The organism is Burkholderia gladioli, assembly GCF_000959725.1.
Lineage (GTDB): Bacteria > Pseudomonadota > Gammaproteobacteria > Burkholderiales > Burkholderiaceae > Burkholderia > Burkholderia gladioli.
Map to the genome: position 1 here is coordinate 2,068,100 of NZ_CP009322.1, position 22,581 is coordinate 2,090,680.

The following is a 22,581-nucleotide window of genomic DNA, read 5'->3' on the forward strand; positions in this document are numbered from 1 at the left end:
AGGCGGAATATTTTTGAACATGACCGGCGCACGTCGGAACAGAACCGGTTGTCATGTTCCGCAGCGCATCGGTCAGCGACACGCTTAATCGGATCGACAGGAAAAAGGCTCCCCGATGAATCGAATCGGCGAATGCATGGATGCGCTCAACTCGCGTCGCCCTGCCCGCCCTGGTACGCCGGCCAGGCCGACTCGATCGCGCGCAGCGCGCCCAGCACGATCGAGCGGTTCAGCGCGGCCGCCAGCACGCCGTCGCGTTCGGCATAGGCCTCGCAAAGCCGCTGGTGATCGGCGCACGAGCGCTGCATGCGCCCCGGCAGCGAGGTGCTCAGGTGGCGCAGGCGGTTGGTGCGCATGCGCATCGAATCGAGCACCTGCTTCACCGTGCCGTTGCCGCTGATGCGCAGCTCCTCGTCGCGAAACGCGACGTTGGCCCAGAAGTAGCCATCCACATCGCCCTTCGCCGCCACCTCGGCCAGCCGCTCGGCGGCGCGCCGCAGCGTGGCGATGTCCGCCTCGTCGGCGCGCTCGGCGATCGCCATCGACACCTGCCCGTACAACAGCGCGCGCAGCTCGTAGATCTCGCGGATCTCCTTCAACCGCATGGTCGCCACGCGCGGGCGGCGCCGCGGCGGCCAGTCCACCAGGCCCTCGCGCACCAGCGCGAACAGCGCCTCGCGCACCGGCGTGCGGCTCACGCCGAAGCGCCGGGCCAGGTCCACCGAATTGAGGTCGTGGCCGGGCGCGAGCCGCCCCTCGATGATGCCGCGCGCCACCCAGTCGACGATCTCCGCCACCGGCGTGGTTTCCTTGTCTTCGGCAGGCAGGCTGGTGCCTTCGTCCAGATCCATCGGGCAGTCCTCGAGGGCGCAAAAAAGGTCCGCGATTGTAGCAAACCCGGTTTGGCGGCTTGCGGCTTGGCTCATGCCAATTCCGTTAAGTGTATACACTAATCAGGAATTACTGCGAATTCTTTCAGTTAACTGGCATCATATCCGAAAAATGTCGACACTCAATCGAATCGTCGGCATCACCTCATTCAGGAGACGCCATGTACATGGAACAGGAGATCGCCGGCTCCGCGCGCCAGCGCGAGGCGAGCGTCTCGGCGCGGCTGGACCGCCTGCCGCCGACCCGCTACTTCCGCGGGCTGGTCGCGCGCATCGCGATCGGCGGCTGGTTCGAGTTCTACGAGATGTTCATGGCCGCCTACATCTCGCTCGGGCTGATCAAGGGCGGCATGTACCACGCCACCACCGAGGGCATCTTCGACGTCAACGGCTTCGCCAGCTTCCTCGGCTCCTTCTTCGCCGGCATGTTCGTCGGCACGGTCGCGCTGGGCGGCTTCACCGATCGCTTCGGGCGACGCGCCGTGTTCACCGGCGCGATGCTGCTCTACTCGGTCGCCACCTTCGCGGCCGCGTTCCAGGTCTCGCCAGAGGCGATGGATACCTGGCGCTTCGTGGCGGGCCTGGGCATCGGCGTGCAGCTGATCACGGTCGACACCTATATCTCCGAGCTCACGCCCAACCACGCACGCGGCAAGTACATGGCCTTCAGCATCCTGGTGATCCTGAGCTCGGTGCCGACGGTCGCCCTGCTGTCCTACGTGCTGGTGCCGCATACGATCCTCGGGCTGGACGGCTGGCGCTGGGTGATGATCATCGGCTCCGCGGGCGCGCTGCTGATCTGGCTGATCCGTCGCGACCTGCCGGAATCGCCGCGCTGGCTCGAGTCCAGGCAGCGCGTGGCCGAGGCGCTCGCGATCGTCGAGCGGATCGAGAGCCGGGTGGTAGCGGAAACCGGCCAGCCGCTCGCGGCGCCGATGCTGGACGCCGCCGCGCCCGAGCAAGGCCAGGGATCCTGGTCGGAGATCTGGCGAAGGCCCTACCTGGGCCGCACCCTGATGCTGTCGCTGTTCAACTTCTGCCAGACCTTCGGCGTGTACGGCTTCGGCGCCTGGGTGCCGGTGCTGCTGTATTCGAAGGGCATCACCATCACGCATTCGCTGCTCTACACGATGGTGATCGCGATCACCACGCCGCTGGGCGCGATCGGGGCGATGGCCTGCGCGGAGCGCATCGAGCGCAAGTGGCAACTGGCGGCCTGCGCGGCGGTGGTGGCGGTGGCCGGCGTGATGTTCGGGATGGTGCGCGAACCGGCGCTGATACTGCTGTTCGGCAGCGCGGTGACGATCGCCAACAACTGGCTGATCGGCATCTTCCACACTTACCAGGCGGAGCTGTACCCGACCCGCATCCGCGCGCGGGCGGTGGGCTTCGTGTTCAGCTGGAGCCGGCTCAGCTCGATCTTCGTCGGCTTCTGGGTGGCGGCGCTGCTCAAGCACTATGGCGTGCCGGCCGTGTTCGTGCTGATTTCCTCGGCCATGCTGGTGATCGTGGTGGCGGTCGGCGCGTTCGGCCCGCGCAGCAACGGGATTCGGCTGGAGGAGCTGTCGCGCTGAGCGGCGCCGCCAAGGCGGCCCTCGATCCCGTGGATGACGAGCGGGACCGCCGCTTCACGGACCGTGCGACGACGCCGGCGCGTTCACTGCAGGCGCGGCCCCGCCACGCACTGGTAGCTGGCCGCCGCGTTGCGATCCCCCGTGCCGCGATACCGCGGATAAGCCGGATAAACGCACACGGGCCGTTCGAACGCGACGCCCGAGGCCGGGTTGTCGTCGACGTACTTGGTCGCGACAAAGCCGTCCGGCGCGACGCCGCCCTCCACCCATGCGCGCAAGCCGGCCACCACGTCGCGGCTCGCATCGCCGCGCAGCGGCGGCACCGCCCCGCCGATCGTGTTGGCGCCGGGGCCGCCGCCGCAATGATCCATGCCCGGCACCATCACCACGCGGAAGAACGGCGTGGTCGCGTCGATCCCGCCCTGCCGTGCCGCGACCTGCTCGAAATACTCGATCGGCAAGGTCTGTGCATTGAGCGAATCGACCCAGCCCTGGGTCATGATCAGCTTGCCGCCGCGCGCGGCGAATGCGGACAGGTCGGGGTTCGTCGAATTGATTTTCGGCGTGAGCATCGCGTCCACGCGCGCCGCGTCCTGGCCGAAATCGAAGCGGGTCCAGTCCCAGTTCGGATCGCCGAACACGGTATTGGCCAGCAGCGGCTGCGCGTAAGCGCCGATCAGCGCGCCCTGGATCGAGGCCCAGTGCCGTTCGCTGCCGAACGCGAAGCCGGGGTAGATCTCGCTGCCGTCGACGGTATTGCGCACCGGCGAGTAGAGACGCTGCGCCTGCCGGACCTGCGCGGCGCTCAGGCAGCGCGCCGGATCCTGGCCGGCCGCGCATTGCAGGCGCGTGACGTCGAAGCTGCAGGCGAGCGGATTGGCGAGGAAGCCATCGCCGGCGGCCTGGCTGCCGCCGCACTGGTTCAGCACGGCATCGTTGAGCAGCGCCATCGCGGCCGGCGTGAGCGTCGCCTCGGGCTGCGTGCTCGGCAGCAGCCCGCCCCACAGGAAACTCTCCATCAGGTGGCTGTAGCCCATGCCGGGCGAGCCCGCATGAATGCCGTCGTAGTCGTCGGGATAGAACTCGGCCTCGGCCATCGCCTCGTTGCCGCCGGTCGAACAGCCTTCGAAATAGGCGTGCTGCGCGCCCTGCCCGTAGAAGGCGTGGACGATCGCCTTGGCCGAGACCGTCATCAGGTGCACCGAGGTCCGTCCCCAGTCACGCAGTTGCACGGGATCGACCGCCCAGCCGAGCACCTGCCCGATCGCGCCCGAGGCGCCGCCGAGGTGGCCCGTGTCGGTATTCGCCGCCGCGTAGCCGTTCGCGATCGCGGACATCAGGCCGCCATAGACGATCGCGCCGCCGAATCCGCCCGATCCCGTGCCGAGCAGGCGCCCGTTCCAGTTCGAGGCCGGCAGCCAGACCTCGATGCCGACGTGCTCGCCCGGCTCGCTGCCGACGGTGGCGACAACGCGGCAGAACGCGGCGGCGGCCTTGCCCGCGCTGCCGGTGATCGGCTGCAGGTCGGCGCCCGCCGCGACGAACTGCGTTTGCTGCACGGTGGTGTCGGTGAAACGCGTGGCGGCCAGGTTCGCGCAGCCTTGCGCGTCGGGGGAAGTGGCGACGTCATCGCTCGAACAGCCGCCCGCGGCCAGGACCATCGCGGCGAGCACGGACGCGAGCCGGATCGTTCGCGATGCGAAATATTGGAATGTCATCCCTCGTCTCCAGATTGGACTTGTGATCTGTCAGGCGACCATCACGGGAGACGACGCGGCGCCGGCCGCGTGGAAGAGAAATGCATCGGCGCACCACGCTCGCTGCCCTTGTCTGACGAGAAGCAAGCCTAGAGGCGATGCGCCGATCCAACAATTGAAATGATTTTATTGCTGCGATTACGGATGGTGATGCTTGGCTCGCACGATTGCCGCCGCAAAGGCGGCCTCGCCCTCAGCCCGAGCTGGTCGAATCGCGCAGCAACCCGAGCCGCACCAGGCTCTCGGCGGTCGCGACGATCGCCTCCTCGCGCGAGCGCGGCGCCCAGCCCAGCAGGCGCCGGGCCTTGTCGGCGCTGGCGTTCATGTCGACGCCGAGCTGTGGCAACAGGATCCGCATCGAGGGATTGGCGAGCGCGATCAGGCGCATCAGCCAGTTGGGCAGCACGCGGGTCGGCACCCGGCGCGCATCCGCCCCCATGCGATCGCGCAGGACGCGGGCGAGCTCGGCCATCCACATGCTTTCGCCGGCGATCGCCAGGAAGCGCTCGCCCTTGGCGGCGGGATGCGTCATGGCGAGCAGGTGCAGGTCCGCCAAATCGCGCACGTCGACATAACCCGAGTTGATCCTCGGGCATCCCGGCTGGCCGTTCATCAGGCTCGCGACGATGCGGATCGAATGCGAGTAGTCGGGGCCCAGCACCGGGCCGAGCACGGCGGTGGGGTTGACGGCCGCGAGTTCGAGCCCGCCCCCTTCCCTGGCGATGAAATCCCAGGCGGCGCGTTCCGCGAGGGTCTTCGACTTCTGGTACGGCGCGATCGGGCTGGACAGGTCGCTCCAGTCGGCCTCGGTGAAGGGACGGGGATGATCCGGCGCGTGCCCGACGCCGACCGCGCCGAACGCGGAGGTCAGCACCACGCGCTCGACGCCGGCCTCGCGCGCGGCACGCAGCACACGCAGATTGCCGTCCACGGCGGGCCGGATCCACGCCGCTTCGTCGACCTGGTCGCCCGACGGGGTCGGCGAGGCGCCGTGGAGCACGTAGCGGCAGCCGGCGGCGGCCTCGGCCCAGCCGCGGTCGTCGCCCAGGTCAGCGGCCACGAAGGCGAGGCGCTCGCCCGGTTCGGCGCCGCCGGTCCTCAGATTGGCCCGCACCTCGGCTTCCCGCCCGGGCGAGCGAACCGTGGTCCGCACTCGATAGCCGCATCTGAGCAGCGCCAGGATGCAGTGCTGGGCGATGAAGCCGGTGCCGCCCGTAACCAGTACCCATTCGTTGTTCATGTCGATTTCCTGAAGGCCGCCCGGCGGCCGATGGTCGTCGCAGCCCGGGCGGTGCCTCGGGCTGGGACAAGGAAACGCGAGATTACGGATGAGTTGCCGAGCCGGGAATGCTCGAACGTGCGCTTTACTTGCGCGATCGGACGGGAAACCGCGCCGGTGTGGTCAGGCGCGTTCGCGAATGGGCCAGGAGATGACGATGATTAAACGGATCGCGGCGGCGCCACCGGCAGCCTTCCGGCAGGCATTGCGCCGCCGCGATCCGGGGCGACGCCGATACAGCCGGCGTCGCGCGCTCAATCGCGCGTCGCGCCCCTGGCCGGACGTCCGGCCCAGTAGCCGGCCAGCAGCGAGCCCGACAGGTTGTGCCATACCGAGAACAACGCGCCGGGCAGCGCGGCGATCGGCGTGAAATACAGTTTGCCCAGCGTCGCGGCCAGGCCCGAGTTCTGCATGCCGACCTCGATCGCCAGCGTGCGGCACACGGCTTCGTCGAAGCCGAGCAGGCGCCCGCCCCAGTAGCCGCCGAGCAGGCCGATCGCGTTGTGCAGCACCACGCCGACCATCACGACCAGGCCCACCGAGGCGATGCTGTTGCGCGTGCCGGCCACCACCGCGGCGATGATCAGCAGGATCGAGACCATCGACACCAGCGGCAGGTAAGGCTCGATCGCGTTCACCGCGCGGCGCAGCAGGTGGTTGACGATCAACCCGACCACGATCGGCAGCGCGACGATCTGCAGGATGCTCATCAGCATGCCGTGCACGTCCACGGCGATCGAGGCGTCGACGTACAGGCGCGTGAGCAGCGGCGTGGCGAACACGCCGACCAGGGTCGACAGCGCGCTGATCGTGACCGACAGCGCGACGTCGCCGCGCGCGAGGTAGATCATCACGTTCGACGCGGTACCGCTCGCCACGCTGCCGACCAGCACCATGCCGGCGGTCAGGTCGGGCGGCATGCGCAGCAGCCTGGCGAGCGCCCAGGCGGCCAGCGGCATCACCAGGTAGTGCAGCACGATGCCGGCGATCACCGGCGCGGGCCGCGTGAAGACGCGCCGGAAATCGGCGAGCGACAAGGTCACGCCCATCGACAGCATGATCAGCGTGAGCAGCGCGGTGACGTGCGGCGCGACGGGCGAGAAGGAAGCCGGCGAGAAATAGGCGGCGAGCGAGATCAGCACGGCCCACAGGGGGAAGAGTCGGGTAACCCGGGCAAGCATGAGGCGAATCCTTGGTCGGTCTTGTGTTGGAGGCGAATGGCGGTGCCGCCCCGGATGCAGCGGGCGCAATCGGCCCGGGCGGGCCTGGCCGGCATCTCGATCGATGCGCGAGGCGCGGAGCCGATGGCGGGTTCGCCGCCGATCGGCTGGATGCCGGCCCGGGTGGGGAGCGGCACGCGTCCGGGAGAAGCACGAAACCGGCGATTCTACTCCGCGAGCGCTCTCCATCCCTTCCGGTGCCGGCGCCCTGCCACGGCCAAGCTCGGGGCCCGGCGCCGACCGCCCTGCAAGACCGGCCCGGATCTCGCCGCCGCGGCCGCCCTCGCAAGATCAAGACCCAATCGTCCTCAACGCCCCTTGCTGGCCGCCGCCACCCACTGATCGAAGCTCGCCTTGTTCGCGGCGATCCACTGGTCCGCCAGCGTCGTGACGATCGCCGACGATCCATGCGCCTGGCTGATCGCCAGCTCCCAGTTCGACCAGGTCGACGAGGGAAAATGGATCTGCTCGACCAGCGCGCGCACCGGCGCATTCGCGGCGATGAAGCCCTTGTTGGCCACCGCGCTGTAGTTCCACGAGGCCATTGCCATCCGGCACGGATTCGCCCCGCCCGCGCAGCCCGGCACGTCCTTCACCAGCGCCGAGCCCGCGTTCGGCACGTTCGGCGGCAGCGCGTCGGCCGGCGTGGGCAGCCACACCACGTCCTTGCCCGGCACCAGCTCGCTGGTGGTCCAGGACGGGCTCCAGGCATAGAAGAAGGCCGGCTCGCCGCCCTTGATGCGCGACACCACGTCGGCCATCAGCGCCTCGTACTTGCCGGTGACCGGCTTGACGGTCTGCCGGAGCCCGAACTTGTCGAGCTGGTAGTTCACCACCTCGCCGCAACTCCAGCCGGGGTCGCAACTGATCAGTTGCGCCTTGCCGTCGTTGCCGAACAGCGCGGCGATCTTAGGGTCCTTCATCTGCTCGAGGCTGGTGATGTTGTGCGCGAGCGCCGTCTTGCGGTCGATCAGGTAGCCGTTGATGCCGCCGCCGTCGATCTGCCCGCGGCCCACCTGCACGGCGCGATCCTGCACCGCGCGGAAATCCGGGTCGCTCTGCGGGAAGTTGACGTCGGTTTCCAGGTCGACGTCGCCTTGCGCGACGGCCTGGAAGAACAGCACCGTGCCCATGGTCTTGAGCTTGACCTCGTATCCCATCGCCTTGAGCGCCTTGATGGTGATCTGCACCGACACGTAGTTGGCGCCGAGGCCGTCGGTCTGCGCATAGTTGATGGTCTTGCCGGCGCCCGGCAGGCCGGCGGCGGATGCCGTCGCGCCGCCGGTGGCGAACATCGCGACGCACGTCAGGGCGGCCAGCGCCGGTTTCAGTCTGTTCATGATCGATCTCCATGCCTGTCTGGATAGGGTGTGCTGCATGCCGGCACGCCAGGCGCGCCGGTCTGTTCTTGTATTCCACTTGCCGAGAACCGCCTCAGCGGGCCGACAGGTTCGCGTCGGATGCCCAGGACGGCAAGCTATCCACCTTGGTCTTGACCACCTTCGTCACCACGTAGGTGAAGTACCGCTCGATGCCGAGTTGCGCGCCGAGCAGGCCGTCGATGAACTGCTGGTAATGCTCGATGTCGCGCGACAGCACCTGCATGACATAGTCCACGCCGCCGCCGGTGGCCAGGCACTCGACGACCTCCGGTGCCGCCGCGACCCGCTCCTCGAAGCGCCGCATGTCCTGCGCGGTGTGCCGCGCGAGCGTCACTTCCACCACCACGCGGCTGCCGGTGAACGCGCCGGCCCAATCCACTTCCGCGCGATAGCCGCGGATCAGCCCTTGCGCCTCCAGGCGCTTGACTCGCTCCCAGGCCGGCGAGATCGACAGGTTCACCTCCTGCGCGAGCCGCGATTTGGTGATGCGCCCCTCGGTCGAGAGGATCCGCAGGATCGCGATGTCGTAACGATCGAGCTTGATCCGCCCGGCCCCGGCGCCTGCCTGTTCAGCCTTCATGGTCTCCCCCTATCCTCGACTGGAGGACCTACCTTAGGGAATGCCAAAAAACCGTGCTTCCTCCGAAACGAGGAAAGCGAGCCGCGGCACTCCGTCGTTTGCTAGCAGCGCCGCCCGGCTCTCGTGCGTTCCACGGGTTTACCTGGCGCCGGCCGCGACGCGATCCGCAACCTGGTCGACCGCCTGCTTCACCCGCGCGACGATCTCGTCGGCCTCGGCGCGCGTCATCACCAGCGGCGGCGCGAAACCGAGGATGTCGCCGTGCGGCATGGCGCGTGCGATCACGCCGCGTTCGAGCGCGGCCGCCGACACCTGCGCGCCGATCTTCGAGGCCGGACCGAAGGGCTGGCGCGCCTCCTTGTCGGCCATGAATTCGAGCGCGGCCAGCATGCCCACGCTGCGCACCTCGCCCACCAGCGGATGCGCGCCGAACTGCTCGCGCAGGCGTTCGCCGAAATAGGCGCCGACCTCGGCCGCGTTGCCGGCCAGGTTCTCGCGCTCCAGGATGTCGAGGTTGGCCAGCGCGGCCGCCGCGCAGACGGGATGCCCCGAATAGGTCCAGCCGTGTCCCATCGGGCCATGCTCGCGCGAGCCGCGCGCGATCACCTCCCACACGCGCTCGCCGACGATCACGCCCGACAGCGGCGCATAGGCGCTGGTCAGCCCCTTGGCGACGGTCACCAGGTCCGGCTCGATGCCGTAATGCTGGGCACCCATCCTCGAACCGAGCCGGCCGAAGCCGCAGACCACCTCGTCGGAGATCAGCAGGATGTCGTGGCGGCGCAGCACCTGCTGGATGGCGTCCCAGTAGCCGGCCGGCGGCGCGATGATGCCGCCGGTGCCCATCACCGGCTCGGCGATGAAGGCCGCGATCGTATCCGCCCCCTCGCGCGCGATCAGCTTCTCCAGTTCCCCGACGCAATACGCGACGAATTGCGGCTCGCTCATGCCGGCCGGCGCCTTGCGATACCAATGCGGGCAGATCGTATGCCTGACGCGATCGATCGGCAGGTCGAAATGCTGGTGGAAGCTCGGCAGGCCGGTGAGGCTGCCGGTCACGATGCCCGAGCCGTGATAACCGCGCTCGCGCGAGATGATCTTCTTCTTGTTCGGCCGCCCCAGCACGTTGTTGTAGTACCAGACGATCTTGACCTGGGTTTCGTTGGCGTCCGAGCCGGACATGCCGTAATACACCTTCTTCATGCCCGCCGGCGACCACGCGATGATGCGCGACGAGAGCTCGATGATCGCGTCGGAGGAATGGCCGACATAGGTGTGGTAATAGGCCAGCGCCTTCGCCTGGGCATGCATCGCGTCGGCCACCTCGGTGCGCCCGTAGCCGATGTTCACGCAATAGAGCCCGGCGAACGCGTCGATATACTCGCGCCCCTGGTGGTCCTCGATGCGAATGCCCTTGCCGCCGCGAATGATCTTGCCCGGCAGGGCGCCGCAAGCATGGTCGTAGGCATGGGTCGACGGGTGCATGAAATGTTCGCGGTCCTGGTCGAACAGCGTGTCGAGCGGCTGAGTCATGGAATCTCCTGTTGTGCTTGCGTCAGGCCATCGGCGTCACGGGCAGGCCGAGATCGCCGAGGCAGAAGTACTTGGTTTCGGTGAACGGCTCGAAGCCCTCGCTGCCGCCCTCGCGGCCGAGCCCCGAGGCCTTCATGCCGCCGAACGGCACCGGCGCGCCGGTGAAGCTCGCGCCGTTCACCGAGATCATCGCGAAATCGAGCCGGCGCACCAGCTGGAAGATCAGGTCGGCGCGCGTCGCGCACACGTAGGCGGCCAGGCCGTATTCGGTATCGTTGGCCGCCGCGACCACCTCGTCCAAGGTGTCGAAGGCGCTGACGGCCGAGATCGGCGCGAAGTTCTCCTCGTCGACCACGCGCATGCCGGGCCGCGCGTCGGCGATCACGGTGGGCTCGAAGAACCAGCCGCCCAGCGCATGCGCGCCGCCGCCGGCCAGGATGCGCGCGCCCTGCTCGCGCGCATCGGCCACGCGCGCGGCGGTGGCATCGAAGGCGGCCTGGTGCATCAGCGGCCCGATCTGCACGCCAGGCTCGAACGCCGAGCCCACCTTCAAGTCCAGAACGGCGGCGGCATAACGTTCGAGGAAGGCCTCGTAGAGCGGCCGCGCCACGTAGATGCGGTTGGCGGCGCAACAGTCCTGGCCGGAGGTCTGGAACTTCGCCTCGACCGCTACCGCCACCGCCCGTTCGAGATCGGCGCAGGCGGTGACGACGAAGGGCGCGTTGCCGCCCAGCTCCAGCGCCACCTTCTTGATGCCGGCCCCGGCGACGGCCTGCATCACGAGCTTGCCGACGCGCGTCGAACCGGTGAAGCTGACCGCGCGCACGCGCGTATCGGCCACCAGCGTCTCCATCGCCATCTGCGGCTCGCCGAGCACCACATTGAACACGCCGGGCGGCAAGCCCGCTTCCTCGGCGAAGTGGGCCAGCGCGAGCGCGGAGAACGGCGTCTCGTGCGCGGGCTTGACCACCACGCTGCAGCCGATCGCCATCGCCGCGGCGGCCTTGCGAGTGATCATCGCCATCGGGAAGTTCCAGGGCGTGATGAGCGCGGCCACGCCGACCGGCTCGGCGATCGTGCCCAGCTGGGCACCGTCGATATGGGAGGCGATGGTGCGCCCTGCCGGGCGCCTGGCCTCGTTGGCGAACCACTCGATGAAGCTCGCGCCGTAGCGCAGCTCGCCCCGGGCCTGCGCCAGGGGCTTGCCCTGTTCGAGCGACAGCAGGGCCGCGAGATCGTCGAGATGGCGCAGCAGTAGCGCGTGCCAGCGCAGCAGCAAGGCGCTGCGCCGCGCCTGGGGCACCCAGCGCCAGCTTTCGTGGGCGCGTTGCGCGGCATCCACCGCCGCCACGATCTGCGCCCGATCGAGCATCGGCACCTGGCCGATCACCGATCGGTCGGCGGGATTGCGCACCTCGAGCGTCGCGCCGCTGTCGCTCGACAGCCAGCGGCCGTCGACATGGCACAACGAGCGGATCGGGACCGGATGTCCGGTAAGCATGGCATCGACTCCAGAAGGAACGGTATGGCCATTACTATGTCCCGGCGGGCTGCCCGAAACTTTTGGTTCCGGGGCGTCCGGCTTGCGGTTTTTTCTGCTTGTCGGGCGGCGCGCGGAAAGAACCGGAACCCGCGCCGCCCCGCCCGATTCAGCCCAGCCCGTTCAGCCCAGCGCGCCCTCGCTCAGCAGCACCTCGTGCGCCGCCTTGAAGGCACCGAGGCCGTGAGGAATCCCGGAATACGCCGTCGCGTGCAGCAGGGCCGCCTTGATCTCCTCGACGCTCACGCCGTTGTTCAAGGCGCCCTTCACATGCAGCTTGAGCTCGTTGGTATGGCCGGCCACGGTCAGCAGCGCGATCTGCATCAGGCTGCGGGTGCGGCGGTCCAGGGTCTCGTCGCCCCAGGCCCATCCCCAGGCCCAGGTGGTAGTCGCACGCTGGAACGCCATCATGAAATCGTCGGCCTTCGCCATCGAGGCATCCACATACTCGGCACCCAGCACCTCGCGGCGGATCGGCAGGCCCTTGCGGAACAGCGCGTCGTCTTCGTTCATCTCCATTCTCCTTTCGTCGGGCGAAAAAAAAGCGCACGGCTCGCCGTGCGCCCGGTCGAGGCCATGCCTTACTTCGCCTGGCTGGCCACCGTGATCCATTGATCGAGCTGCGCCTTGTTGCCGGCCATCCAGTCGCCGGCGAGCTGCGTGATCAGCGCCTGGCTGCCGCCTTTCCTGCTGATCGCGTATTCCCAGGCGGACCAGGTGGTCGAGGGGAACTTGATCTGCTCGATCAGCGAGCGGATCGCCGGATTGGCCGCGATGAAGCCGCGGTTGCCCACGGCGCCCCAGTTCCAGGACGCCATCGCCATCCGGCAGGGGTCCGCGTCGCCGGCGCAGCCCTTCACGCCGCTCACCAGCGGCGACCCGCTATTGGGCATGTTGGGCGGCAGGGCCGCTTCCGGCGTCGGCAGCCACACCACGTCCTTGCCCGGCACCAGGCTGCTGACGGTCCAGGACGGGCTCCAGGCATAGAAGAAGGCCGGCTTGCCCTGCTTGATGCGCGCCACCGTGTCGACCATCAGCGCCTCGTACTTGCCGCGCACCGCGCGCACCGTGTCCTGCAGGCCGAACTTCCTGAGCTGGAAGTCGACCACGTCGCCGCAGCTCCAGCCCGGATCGCAGCTGATCAGTTGCGCCTTGCCGTCCGAGCCGAACAGCGCGGCCAGCTTCGGGTCCTTGAGCTGGGCGAGATTGGTGATCTTGTAGGCGTCGGCGGTCTTCTTGTCGATCAGGTAGCCGTTGATGCCGCCGCCCACGATCATGCCGGTGCCGACGATCTGCGCGTCCTTCTGCACCGCGCGAAACGCCAGCTCGCGCTGCGGGAAGTTCACGTCGGTGGCGAGGTCCTCGTCGCCCTGCGCCACCGCCTGGAAGAACAAGGTGGTGTTCATGGTGGTCAGCTTGACCTCGTAGCCGAGCCGCTTCATGGCCGCCATCACGATCTGGGTGGCGACGTAGTTGCCGCCGAAACTGTCGCCCTGCGAATACTGGATCGTCCTGCCCTTGCCGGGCATGTCCTGCGCGAACGCCGGCACGCCTGCCATCATCACCGCCGCGAGCGCTGCCGCGCCGCATGCTGCCGCCAACCTCTTCATCGAGCTACTCCTGCGTGTGGATACGATCGTCCATGGACGATGCTTGCTGGGAATCGATCCGGCGCCATGCCGGCGACCGGGAACACGGCGCGGCCGCCCCGCGCGGCCGCGCGCTTGCGCTGCATGGCTTCAGAGCGCCTGCTTGGGATCGCTGCGCTCGGGCAGGGCCGGCGCCGCGGCCTCGCCGCGCCCGCCGCCGCGTACCAGCCGCGCCAGCACCGAGCGCAGCGAACCGCCCGCGCCGGGCTGCGAACGCGCGAGCTTCTGCGTCACGCGGTCGAGCATCATGGCCAGCAGCACGATCGCCACGCCGCCGATCGCGGCCTGCCCCACGTCGAGCCGGCCCAGGCCCTGCAGCACCACCAGGCCGAGCCCCTCGGCGCCGATCATCGAGATCACCACCGACATCACCATCGCGGTCAGCACGGTCTGGTTCAGGCCGCCGAGGATGGTCGGCACGGCCAGCGGCAACTGCACCTCCCAGAGCAACTGGCGGCGGTCCGCGCCGAACGCGAGGCCGGCCTCGACCAGCTCGTGGTCGACCATGCGGATGCCGAGGTGGGTGAAGCGGATCAGCGGCGGCATCGCGGCCGTCACCACCGCCACCTCGCCCGACACGGTGCCCACCCCGAACAGCATCACCACCGGCACCAGGTAGACGAAGGTGGGCGTGGTCTGCATGATGTCGAGGATCGGCTGCACCACGCGCCAGACCCGCTCGCTGCGCGCGCAGGCGATGCCGACCGGAATCCCGATCACCGCGCAGAAGGCGATCGCGGTGACGATCAGCGCGAGCGTGGTCATCGCGTCCGACCAGACGCCGAGCACCGCGACGGCCAGCAGCCCGAGCAGGGTGAACGCGCCGATCGCGCGGCCCGCGAAGCGCCAGGCCAGCAGCGCGCAGACCAGACAGAACAGCGGGAACGGCACCGCGTGCAGGGCGTCGATATTGGCCTCGAGCAGCTTCTGGATCGGCCACTTGACGGCCAGGAACAGCGGACGCAGGTGCAGCGCGATCCACTGCACGGCGGCCTGGATCCACTGCGCGATCGGGAATACCGCCAGATCGTCGGCTTTAAGCATGATGAGCTCCGTTGACGCTGCCCGCGCCGATGCGTGCGAGGACCTGCCCCGCTTCCAGCCGGCCGACCAGCCGGCCCGATTCGTCGAGTACGCCGAGCGCGCGCGCCGTGCCGAAATGGCCGGCCACGTCGATCAGGCGCGCATGGCCCGGCACGCAGGCGAACGCGCCGTCCAGCGGCGGCAGCGCGGCGCCGTCGCGCAAGGCCTGCAGTTGCGTGTCGCCCACCGCGCCGAGCATGCCCAGCACGCGCGCCTCGCCGTCCACCACGAAGGCCGGCCCCGGCCCCGCGCAGCCGAGCACGGTCCAGCCCTCGCGGCGCACCAGCGGCGCCAGCGGCGTCATCGAGGCTTCGGCGTTGAACAGGCGCGAACGATCGACCTCGCGCGTGAAGGCGGCCACGTAGTCGCTGCCGGGCGCGGTCACGATCGACTGCGGTGTGCCCTCGCGCACCAGCTTGCCTTCCGACATGATGGCGATGCGCGTGCCCAGCTTCAGCGCCTCCTGGAAGTCATGCGTGATGAACAGGATGGTCTTGTTGAGGCTGCGCTGCAGACGCAGCAGCTCGTCCTGCATCTCGGTGCGAATCAGCGGATCGAGCGCGCTGAAGGCCTCGTCCATGATCAGGATGTCGGCGTCGGTGGCCAGCGCGCGCGCCAGGCCCACCCGCTGGCGCATCCCGCCGCTCAGCTCGTGCGGCATCTTGCTGGCCCAGCGCGCCAGGCCCACCACCTCGAGCACCTGCTCGGCGCGCTTGCGGCGCGTCGTGCCGTCCACGCCGCGCAGCTTCAGGCCGAACTCGACGTTCTCGATCACGCGCCGGTTCGGCAGCAGGGCGAAATGCTGGAACACCATCGAGATGCGCTTGCGGCGCACCTCGCGCAGCTCGCGCTCGCCCAGCGCGCAGAGGTCGACGTCGTCGAGCAGGATGCGCCCGGCGCTGGGCTCGTTGAGCCGGTTCACGCAGCGCGCCAGGGTCGACTTGCCGGAGCCGGACAGGCCCATGATCATGTACATCGCGCCGGCCGGCACGCTCAGCGACACGTCGTCGAGGCCCACCACCTGGCCAGTGTCGCGCAGCACGTCGGCCTTGCTGGCGCCCTGGCGCAGCATGCCGAGCGCGCGCTCGGGGCGATCGGAGAACACCTTGTACAGATGCTCGATTTTCAGGCGTTCAGTCATCAAGCTCACTCCTTCGGTGGAACGGGCCGGGCACCCGGCTCGGCCTGCCCGGTCGGCAGTTGTTGCAGCGGCGAAAACGCGGTCGGCACCAGGATCCGGTTCTCGGCCTGCTCGATCAGCTCGGACAGGCGCGGGACGAAGGCCTGCCAGCGCGGGTCGGCGGCGAGCCGCTGGCGGCGCAGGCGGCGGTCCTCCAGGTCGGCATAGCCCCACCAGTGCACCACCTGGGACAGGCAGCCGATCTCGGTGGTGAAATACCCGAGCAGGTTGCCCAGCGCCGGCTGCTGCATCGGCAGCGCCTCCTCGGCGACCAGCTTCAGGAAGCGCGCCATCGCGCCGTTGCGGATCCGGTAGATGCGCTCCTCGACGATCATCGGGCCGCCTCCCCGCTGTCAATCAGGAACGCCCGCATCAGCGCCGCCACCTGTTCGGGCGCCTCGTTGAGCAGCGAATGGCGCAGATTAGGCAGGATCGCCAGCCGCGAATCCGGAATCCGTTCATGCATGTAGCGTGCCATCCGCGGGTTCGAGCCGGCATCGCATTCGCCGGTCGCGATCAGGGTCGGCATCGCGATCTGGTCGATCAGGCCGCCGAAATCGGTCTGCGCCAGCACCCGGTAGGCCGCCGCGTAGCAGTCCGGATCGTTTCGCGCGTTGCGTCGGCGCAGTTCGTCCACCAGCGCCGGGTGCCGCGCCTGGAAATCCTCGGTCAGCCAGCGCGACAGCGAGGCGTCGTAATGCGCGCCGCGCTCGCCCGCCTGCAGGGCGGCCAGCCGCTCGGCCACGCGCGCGCGCTCCTCGGCGGTGCGCCCGGCCACGGTGGCCAGCAGCACCAGCCGGCGCAGCCGCGCCGGATGCGTGAGCGCGAGCCGCTGCGCGATCAGGCCGCCCAGCGAGAAGCCGGCCAGGTCGAAGCGGGCGAAGCCGGCGTGATCGGCCAGCGCCAGCACGTCGCCGACGAAATCGTCGATCTCGTAGCGCCCCTTCACGCGCTCGGAGCGGCCGTGGCCGCGCAGGTCGAAGCTGAGCACGCGAAAGCCGCCGCCCAGCGCGTTGATGGCGCCCTGCCAGGCCTCGAGGTAGGAGCCCACGCCGTGGATGCAGACCAGCTCGCGCGGCCCCTCGCCCTGCAGGCGATAGGCCAGGCGCACGCCGTCGACGTCCAGGCTGTCCTCGATCGCGTCGGGCGGCGCCTCGGGAAGTGCGTCGCGCATGGCTCAGGCCCCCGCCGCCGCGGCCTGGCGCTCGCGCGCGGCGAAGTGCGGCATGATCTCGTCGATGAACAGGCGCAGCGTCTTCATCTGCAGCTCGAAGGGCAGGTTGAACGACAGGCCCAGGCAATACTGGTCGACGCCCTCGTCCTCGTAGATCTGCAGCTTGCGGATCACCTCGTCGGGGGTGCCGAACATCAGGTTGTCGCGCACCGCGGCGGGATCGTAGTTGGCGCGGTTGGCGACGGTCTCGAAGGGCACGGCCTCCGGGAAGCCGTTGTGCACGGTGCCGATGTTCTGCATCAGGTTCTCGAAGTAGCGGCCGTAGTCGACGCTGTGGCGCACCGCGGTCTGCCAGTCCTCCTCGCGGTCGTAGACGCAGGTGCGCCGCTGCATCATGAAGCGCGGGCGCGGATGCTCGGGATGGTCGGCCACCGCCTTGCGGAATTTCGCGCCGAGCACGGCCACCTCGGAAGGCGGCGCCGACAGCGGCGTGGACAGGATGTTGGCGCCGATGCCGACCGCCCAGTCGAAGCTGCCGGGGTCGCGCGTGGCCACCCAGATCGGCGGATGCGGCTGCTGCAGCGGCTTGGGCACCGAGGTGGCGAGCGGGAAGCGCCAGTAATGGCCGTCGTGCTCGTAGTCGCCTTCCCACAGGCGCTTGACGGCCGGCACCAGCTCCTTCATGTAGGCCACGCCTTCCTGCTGGGGAATGCCGCCTGCCATCCGGTCGAACTCGTATTGGTAGGCGCCGCGCGCGATGCCGAACTCGAGCCGGCCGTTGCTCAGGTGATCGCACATGGCGGCCTCGCCGGCCAGCCGGATCGGCGACCAGTAAGGCGCCACCAGGGTGGCGGTGCCCAGCCGGATGCGCTCGGTGTGCTGGGCCAGCCAGGTCAGCACCGTGAACGGGTTCGGCGAGATGGTGCATTCGATGGTGTGATGCTCGGCGGTCCACAGCGTCTCGAAGCCGCCTTCGTCGGCCACGCGCGCCAGCGCCAGCAGCCGGTCGCGCGCCTCGGTCATCGACGCCTCGGGGGAGAACCGCTCCATGCTCAGTGATACGGCGAATTTCATAGATGCCTCGTGTCGGATGGAAACGCGCGTTTCAACGCAGACGAATGACGAACGGGTCCTGCATCGCGCCCGAGTAGTCGAGCACCACGTTCTTGAGCCGCGAGAACTCGCGCATCACCTCGAAGCCGCCGCGCCGGCCGTAGCCGCTGTGCTTGAGGCCGCCGTTCGAGGACATGTAGGCGGCCGAGCGGTAGGTGTTGATCCAGACCGTGCCGGCGTCGATGTCGCGCGCGAAGCGCATCGCGCGGTCGATGTCGCGGGTCCAGATGCCCGACGCGAGCCCGTATTCGGTGTCGTTGGCCAGCGCCATCAGCTCGGCCTCGTCGTGGAACGGCACCACGCCCACCACCGGCCCGAAGATCTCCTCCTGCATGAAGCGCATCGAATTGGTGGCCTGGGTCATCACGGTCGGCTCGAAGTACCAGCCCTCGGCCAGCGCGCCCGTGTTCGGGCGGCGCCCGCCGGCGGCGATGCGCGCGCCCTCCTCCACGCCCGAGGCCACGTAGCGCTGCACCTTGTCGAGCTGGGTGGCCAGCGCGAGCGGCCCGATATCGGTGTCCTCGTGCATCGGATGGCCCACGCGCACGCGCCGGGTGCGCTCCACCAGGGCCTCGACGAAGCGCTCGTAGACCGAGGCCTCGACGAAGCAGCGCGAGCCGGCCACGCAGGTCTGGCCCGCCGCGGCGAAGATGCCCGACACCACGCCGTTGACGGCGCGCTCGATCTCCACGTCGCCGAACACCACGTGCGGGGACTTGCCGCCCAGCTCCATCTGGCAGGGCACCAGGTTCTGCGCGGCATTGCCGGCGATCTTGCGGCCCGTGACGGTGCTGCCGGTGAACACGTACTTGGCGACGCCGGGATGGCGCGTGAGCGCCTCGCCGGTGGTGGCGCCGTCGCCGGTCACCACGTTGAACACGCCGGGCGGAATGCCCGCCTCGATGGCCAGCTCGGCCAGCGCCAGCGAGGAGGCGGTGGCGTGCTCGGAGGGCTTGACCACCACCGTGTTGCCGATCGCCAGGCACGGCGCGAGCGTGCCGGTCAGCATCATCAGCGGCGAATTCCACGGGATGATCATGCCGACCACGCCGATCGGCTCGCGCAGGTTGAAGTTCAGCATGTCGAGCTTGTTGACGGGGATCGTGTCGCCCTGCAGCTTGTCCGCCATGCCGGCGAAATACAGATAGGAATCCGGAATGGCACGCATCTGCGCGCGCATCTCCTTGAGCAGCTTGCCGTTGTCGCGGCATTCGAGCAGGGCCAGCGCGTCGGCATTCTCGAGCACCAGCTCGCCCAGGCGGCGCACCAGCTTGCCGCGCTCGGTCTGGGTCATGCGCCGCCAGGCGGGGTTCTTCAACGCGGCCTGGGCCGAACGCACGGCCGCGTCGACGTCGGCCGCGTTCGACTGCGCGAACTCGTACCAGGGCGTCGAGGTGGTGGGGTCAAAGCTCGGGGCGTAGCTGCCGCTGGCCGGCTCGACGAAGCGGCCGTCGATGAAATTGCCGATGCGGGCATGCTGCAGGGTTTCGACTGTGGTCTTCATGAAATGTCCTTGGTCATCCAGCCTGGGTTCAGGACTGCACGTGATGGCGCCACGGCTGCGCGGCGCCAACCGTCGCGACGCGGCCGCCGTCGTGCGAGCCCATGTAGATCGAATAACTGCCGCCGCCGGCCGTCTCGCGCACGAAACGGCGCAGCATCGCGCGCATCTCGACCGAGGCGATTTCGTCGTAGGGAAGCGCGTCGGGGGCGAAGAAGCGGAATTCCGGCGGCAGCGCCAGCGCGCCGCGCGGCTCGGCCAGGCGGGCCCGGTAGATCAGGTAGCCGGAATCGTGGCCGTCGGTGTCGTAGACGGAATAGAGGAAGGTGTCGTCGGGCACCAGCGCCAGCGAGCCGCCGCCCGCCACCGGCAGGCGGGCGTCCACCAGCCGGCGCGGCGCGGTGGGCAGCACCCAGCCGCCCTTGCCGTCGGCCACCAGCAGCACCTCGCCCTGCGCCTCGATCAGGTAGCCGACGATCATGTCGGTGGACGACAGCCAGCCCGGCGGCAGCGGGTCCTTGACCTGCGCGTAGCGGCCGCGGCAGAAGCCCAGCGGCGCCGCGGGGCTGGTGCCGAAGGCCTGCACGCGGCCGATCAGGATCAGGTGGTCGCCGGCCTCGACGCGGTCGTGCATCGAGCAGTCGAACCAGGTCAGGCAGTCGGTCAGCACCGGCGCGCCGGTATGCACCACGTCGTGGTTGATCGCGGCGAACTTGTCGGCCGCCTTCGAGGCGAACAGGTTGGAGACATCCACCTGGCTGTCGCTCAGCAGGTTCACCGCGAACTTGTCGGCGGCGGCGAAGGCCGGGTAGCTCGACGCGCCCGCGCCGACGCAGACCAGCAGCAGCGGCGGGTCGAGCGAGACCGAGGCGAAGGAGTTGGCCGTCATGCCGCGCGGGCGGCCCTCGGCGTCGATGGTGGTGAGCACCGTCACGCCGGTGACGAAGGTGCCGAAGGCACGGCGCAGCGCCTTCGGGTCGATGGTGGTTCGGTTATCGGATACTGCCGCTTGCATGGCCATTCACCTCGTACATCGTTGTCCTGAGGTGAATGTAGGTGGCTGAAATCGGGCTGGCTTCCTGCGGATCGAAGGAGAACCGGGGGAACCTCACCTGCTGTTCGTCGGACCGGGAAAACCACTAGTGGGGACTTCGCGGGCGAGCTGGTGACGGGGCCCGCGACGCGCGCGGGCCCCGTCGGCAGGCGCTGGCGAGGGCGTCCCGCCTAGTGCGCGCCGTGCGCCGCCGCGGCCACCGGCGGGCTGCCCTCCAGCAGGTTGTGCAGTTGCAGCGCGAGCTCGATCGCGAAGCGCCGCTCGGGCGTCTCCACGTCGATGCCGAACAGGTCCGAGATACGCGACAGCCGGTAGCGCAGCGTGGTCACGTGCAGGCCCATCGCGTCGGCGCAGGCCTGGCTGCGGCAGCCGTGGCGGATGTAGATCGCCAGCGTGTCGAGATAGGAGGCGCGGTGGCTGGCGTCGTATTCGACGATCGGCCCGATGGTGCCGGTGATGAAGGCGCGCACGTCGGGCGAGTCGGCCGCGCCCATCAGCATCGGCAGCGGCCCGAGGTCGGGCACGCTCAGCGCGCCGGTCTTGCCGAACGAGCGCGCCACGCGGATCATCCGCCAGCAGCGGTCCCATTCGTTGGCCAGCTCGGTCAGGCCCGCCACGCGGTCGCTGGCCACCAGGGTGGGCTCGCCGCCGAACAGCGGGCTCAGTGCCGCGCACAGCTGGCGCGCGAAGGCGTTGATGCTGGCCAGCGGCCGCTGGCCGTCGTCGGGCAGCAGGCAGACCAGGCCGCCGCCGACCGTCACCGGATGCGCGGCCAGCTTGTGCTGGGCCGCGATCAGGCCGGCGGTGCGATGGCATTCGGCCGAGCGGTCCAGCGCCGGGCCCTCGCGGCGCGGATAGTCGACCACCAGCAGGCGCATCGGCGCGCCCAGCGCGATGCCGAGCCGGCGCGAGCGCTCGACGATGTCCTGCTCGTCGCGCCAGCGCCGCTCGACGATCTCGAAGAACAACTCGGTCAGGGTGCGCGTCTCGGCGCGAAAGCGGATCACGCTGCGCATCAGCTGCACGCTCATCGCGAACTTGGCGCTCTCGATCGCGAGCGCCTGCAGGTCGCCCTCGGCGCGCCCGCCGAAGCTCAGCAGCGCGCCCACCGTGTCGCCGTCCACCGCCAGGGGCTCCACGTCGGCCGTGAGCGGCACCCCGCCCGGCAGCTCGAAGCGCACCCGCCGCAAGGCATGGCGCGCGATCGCCTCGCGCGCGGTCTCGCGCATCTGGCGGCCGGTCTCGCCGTCGAGCAGGGCGCGCCAGGCGGCGCCGTCGAGCCCCTCGACGGGCGGGCGCGAGGCCAGCAGCTCGCCGCCGTAGAAGTCGATCACCAGCACCGGCGAGTCGAGCAGGTCGGCCAGCATGCCTGTCAGCGTGTCCATTGAGCCGCCCACCAGCACCTCCTGCAACATCGCGCCCTGCACCGAGAGCACGCGTCGCAGTTGCTCGGCGGCGGCCTGCTGGGCGCGCTGGCGATGGGCGCGCTCGATCGCGATCGCGCCGAGGTGCACCACCAGCTCCATGAAGGCCAGGTGCTCGGGCGCCACGTCCACCACCTTGCGCGCCGACACCACCAGCACCATCGGCCGCCCCTCGGCATCGCAGCTCGCCATCGGCAGCACCAGCACGGTGCGGTAGCCGCGCTCGGGCGCCTCGCGCCGGTAGCCGAGGAATTCGGTGGTCTCCAGCGCATCGCGGATGTAGACCGGCTCGTTGCGCTGCAGCGCGACCAGCGCGGGGCTGGTGGCCAGCTCCCAGCGGTCGGCCAGCGCGCGCTTGAGCAGGGTCGGGTCGCGCCGCGCGATCACCAGCGCATAACCGTGCGCGATATCCACGCTCATGATCGAGCCGAGATCCCAGGAGCCGTGATGACAGGCCAGCTCGATCAGGCTGTGCAGCAGCGTGTCGACATCGGCATCCGCATTGATTCGGCTGGCGACGTCGCGCAGGGACGACATGAGCGACAACGTATCCGGCATCGAGAGCTCCTGTTGGGCGTGGCTGACTATACGACTTATCGCAGTGTCAAAAAAGTCGTGCTTCCCCCGGAACGGAGGAAGACGCTCGAA

The 22,581-nt window shown here is 69.3% G+C and carries 19 protein-coding genes; 1 reads left to right on the forward strand and 18 read right to left on the reverse strand.

What is annotated here, in order from left to right:
- Positions 1 to 146 precede the first annotated feature (146 nt).
- Positions 147 to 851 (reverse strand): GntR family transcriptional regulator, encoded by a 705-nt coding sequence (locus BM43_RS09270; RefSeq protein WP_036055770.1) that lies wholly within the window; start codon positions 849 to 851, stop codon positions 147 to 149.
- Between the two features lie 200 nt (positions 852 to 1,051).
- Here BM43_RS09270 and BM43_RS09275 point away from each other — a divergent pair, with 200 nt between their 5' ends.
- Positions 1,052 to 2,464, forward strand: a complete 1,413-nt coding sequence (locus BM43_RS09275; protein WP_042286110.1) for an MFS transporter — start codon at positions 1,052 to 1,054, stop codon at positions 2,462 to 2,464.
- 83 nt (positions 2,465 to 2,547) lie between these two features.
- Here BM43_RS09275 and BM43_RS09280 read toward each other — a convergent pair whose 3' ends face one another.
- From BM43_RS09280 to BM43_RS37475, 17 genes are all read right to left on the reverse strand, one after another.
- Positions 2,548 to 4,182, reverse strand: a complete 1,635-nt coding sequence (locus tag BM43_RS09280; protein ID WP_036055769.1) for a tannase/feruloyl esterase family alpha/beta hydrolase — start codon at positions 4,180 to 4,182, stop codon at positions 2,548 to 2,550.
- A 232-nt stretch (positions 4,183 to 4,414) separates the two neighbouring features.
- Positions 4,415 to 5,461 carry an SDR family oxidoreductase gene (locus BM43_RS09285; protein ID WP_036055768.1) on the reverse strand — a complete coding sequence of 349 codons (1,047 nt, stop codon included), beginning with the start codon at positions 5,459 to 5,461 and terminating at the stop codon, positions 4,415 to 4,417.
- Between the two features lie 293 nt (positions 5,462 to 5,754).
- Positions 5,755 to 6,681 carry a ketopantoate/pantoate/pantothenate transporter PanS gene (gene panS, locus BM43_RS09290; RefSeq protein ID WP_036055767.1) on the reverse strand — a complete coding sequence of 309 codons (927 nt, stop codon included), beginning with the start codon at positions 6,679 to 6,681 and terminating at the stop codon, positions 5,755 to 5,757.
- Positions 6,682 to 7,028: 347 nt separating this feature from the next.
- A complete protein-coding gene (gene proX / locus BM43_RS09295) occupies positions 7,029 to 8,060 on the reverse strand; it encodes a glycine betaine/L-proline ABC transporter substrate-binding protein ProX (RefSeq protein ID WP_036055766.1) in 1,032 nt (343 codons plus the stop codon).
- Between the two features lie 94 nt (positions 8,061 to 8,154).
- A complete protein-coding gene (locus BM43_RS09300; RefSeq protein WP_080742208.1) occupies positions 8,155 to 8,682 on the reverse strand; it encodes an Lrp/AsnC family transcriptional regulator in 528 nt (175 codons plus the stop codon).
- Between the two features lie 138 nt (positions 8,683 to 8,820).
- Positions 8,821 to 10,215, reverse strand: a complete 1,395-nt coding sequence (locus tag BM43_RS09305; protein WP_036055765.1) for an aspartate aminotransferase family protein — start codon at positions 10,213 to 10,215, stop codon at positions 8,821 to 8,823.
- 22 nt (positions 10,216 to 10,237) lie between these two features.
- Entirely contained in the window at positions 10,238 to 11,716 is a 1,479-nt protein-coding gene (locus BM43_RS09310) for an NAD-dependent succinate-semialdehyde dehydrogenase (protein WP_036055764.1), read from the reverse strand.
- 162 nt (positions 11,717 to 11,878) lie between these two features.
- Positions 11,879 to 12,268: a carboxymuconolactone decarboxylase family protein gene (locus BM43_RS09315; RefSeq protein ID WP_025097127.1), complete on the reverse strand. Its 390-nt coding sequence runs from the start codon at positions 12,266 to 12,268 to the stop codon at positions 11,879 to 11,881.
- A gap of 68 nt (positions 12,269 to 12,336) precedes the next feature.
- Positions 12,337 to 13,365, reverse strand: coding sequence for a glycine betaine/L-proline ABC transporter substrate-binding protein ProX (gene proX / locus BM43_RS09320; protein ID WP_036055763.1), 1,029 nt, complete (start codon positions 13,363 to 13,365; stop codon positions 12,337 to 12,339).
- A gap of 129 nt (positions 13,366 to 13,494) precedes the next feature.
- Complete coding sequence (locus tag BM43_RS09325) at positions 13,495 to 14,448, reverse strand: ABC transporter permease (protein ID WP_036055762.1); 954 nt, start codon at positions 14,446 to 14,448, stop codon at positions 13,495 to 13,497.
- Positions 14,441 to 15,628, reverse strand: coding sequence for a quaternary amine ABC transporter ATP-binding protein (locus BM43_RS09330; protein WP_025097124.1), 1,188 nt, complete (start codon positions 15,626 to 15,628; stop codon positions 14,441 to 14,443). Before BM43_RS09330 ends, BM43_RS09325 begins: the two co-directional genes overlap by 8 nt.
- A 5-nt stretch (positions 15,629 to 15,633) precedes the next feature.
- The gene (locus tag BM43_RS09335) at positions 15,634 to 16,002 is read right to left on the reverse strand and encodes an NIPSNAP family protein (RefSeq protein WP_013690834.1); all 369 of its coding nucleotides are present in this window, start codon (positions 16,000 to 16,002) and stop codon (positions 15,634 to 15,636) included.
- Entirely contained in the window at positions 15,999 to 16,841 is an 843-nt protein-coding gene (locus BM43_RS09340) for an alpha/beta fold hydrolase (protein ID WP_036055761.1), read from the reverse strand. Before BM43_RS09340 ends, BM43_RS09335 begins: the two co-directional genes overlap by 4 nt.
- A 3-nt stretch (positions 16,842 to 16,844) precedes the next feature.
- Positions 16,845 to 17,915 (reverse strand): LLM class flavin-dependent oxidoreductase, encoded by a 1,071-nt coding sequence (locus BM43_RS09345; protein ID WP_013690836.1) that lies wholly within the window; start codon positions 17,913 to 17,915, stop codon positions 16,845 to 16,847.
- 31 nt (positions 17,916 to 17,946) lie between these two features.
- Positions 17,947 to 19,458, reverse strand: coding sequence for an aldehyde dehydrogenase (locus tag BM43_RS09350; protein ID WP_025097120.1), 1,512 nt, complete (start codon positions 19,456 to 19,458; stop codon positions 17,947 to 17,949).
- A gap of 28 nt (positions 19,459 to 19,486) precedes the next feature.
- A complete protein-coding gene (locus tag BM43_RS09355; protein WP_025097119.1) occupies positions 19,487 to 20,470 on the reverse strand; it encodes a flavin reductase in 984 nt (327 codons plus the stop codon).
- A 209-nt stretch (positions 20,471 to 20,679) separates the two neighbouring features.
- Entirely contained in the window at positions 20,680 to 22,491 is a 1,812-nt protein-coding gene (locus tag BM43_RS37475; RefSeq protein WP_025097118.1) for a helix-turn-helix domain-containing protein, read from the reverse strand.
- Positions 22,492 to 22,581: the final 90 nt, after the last annotated feature.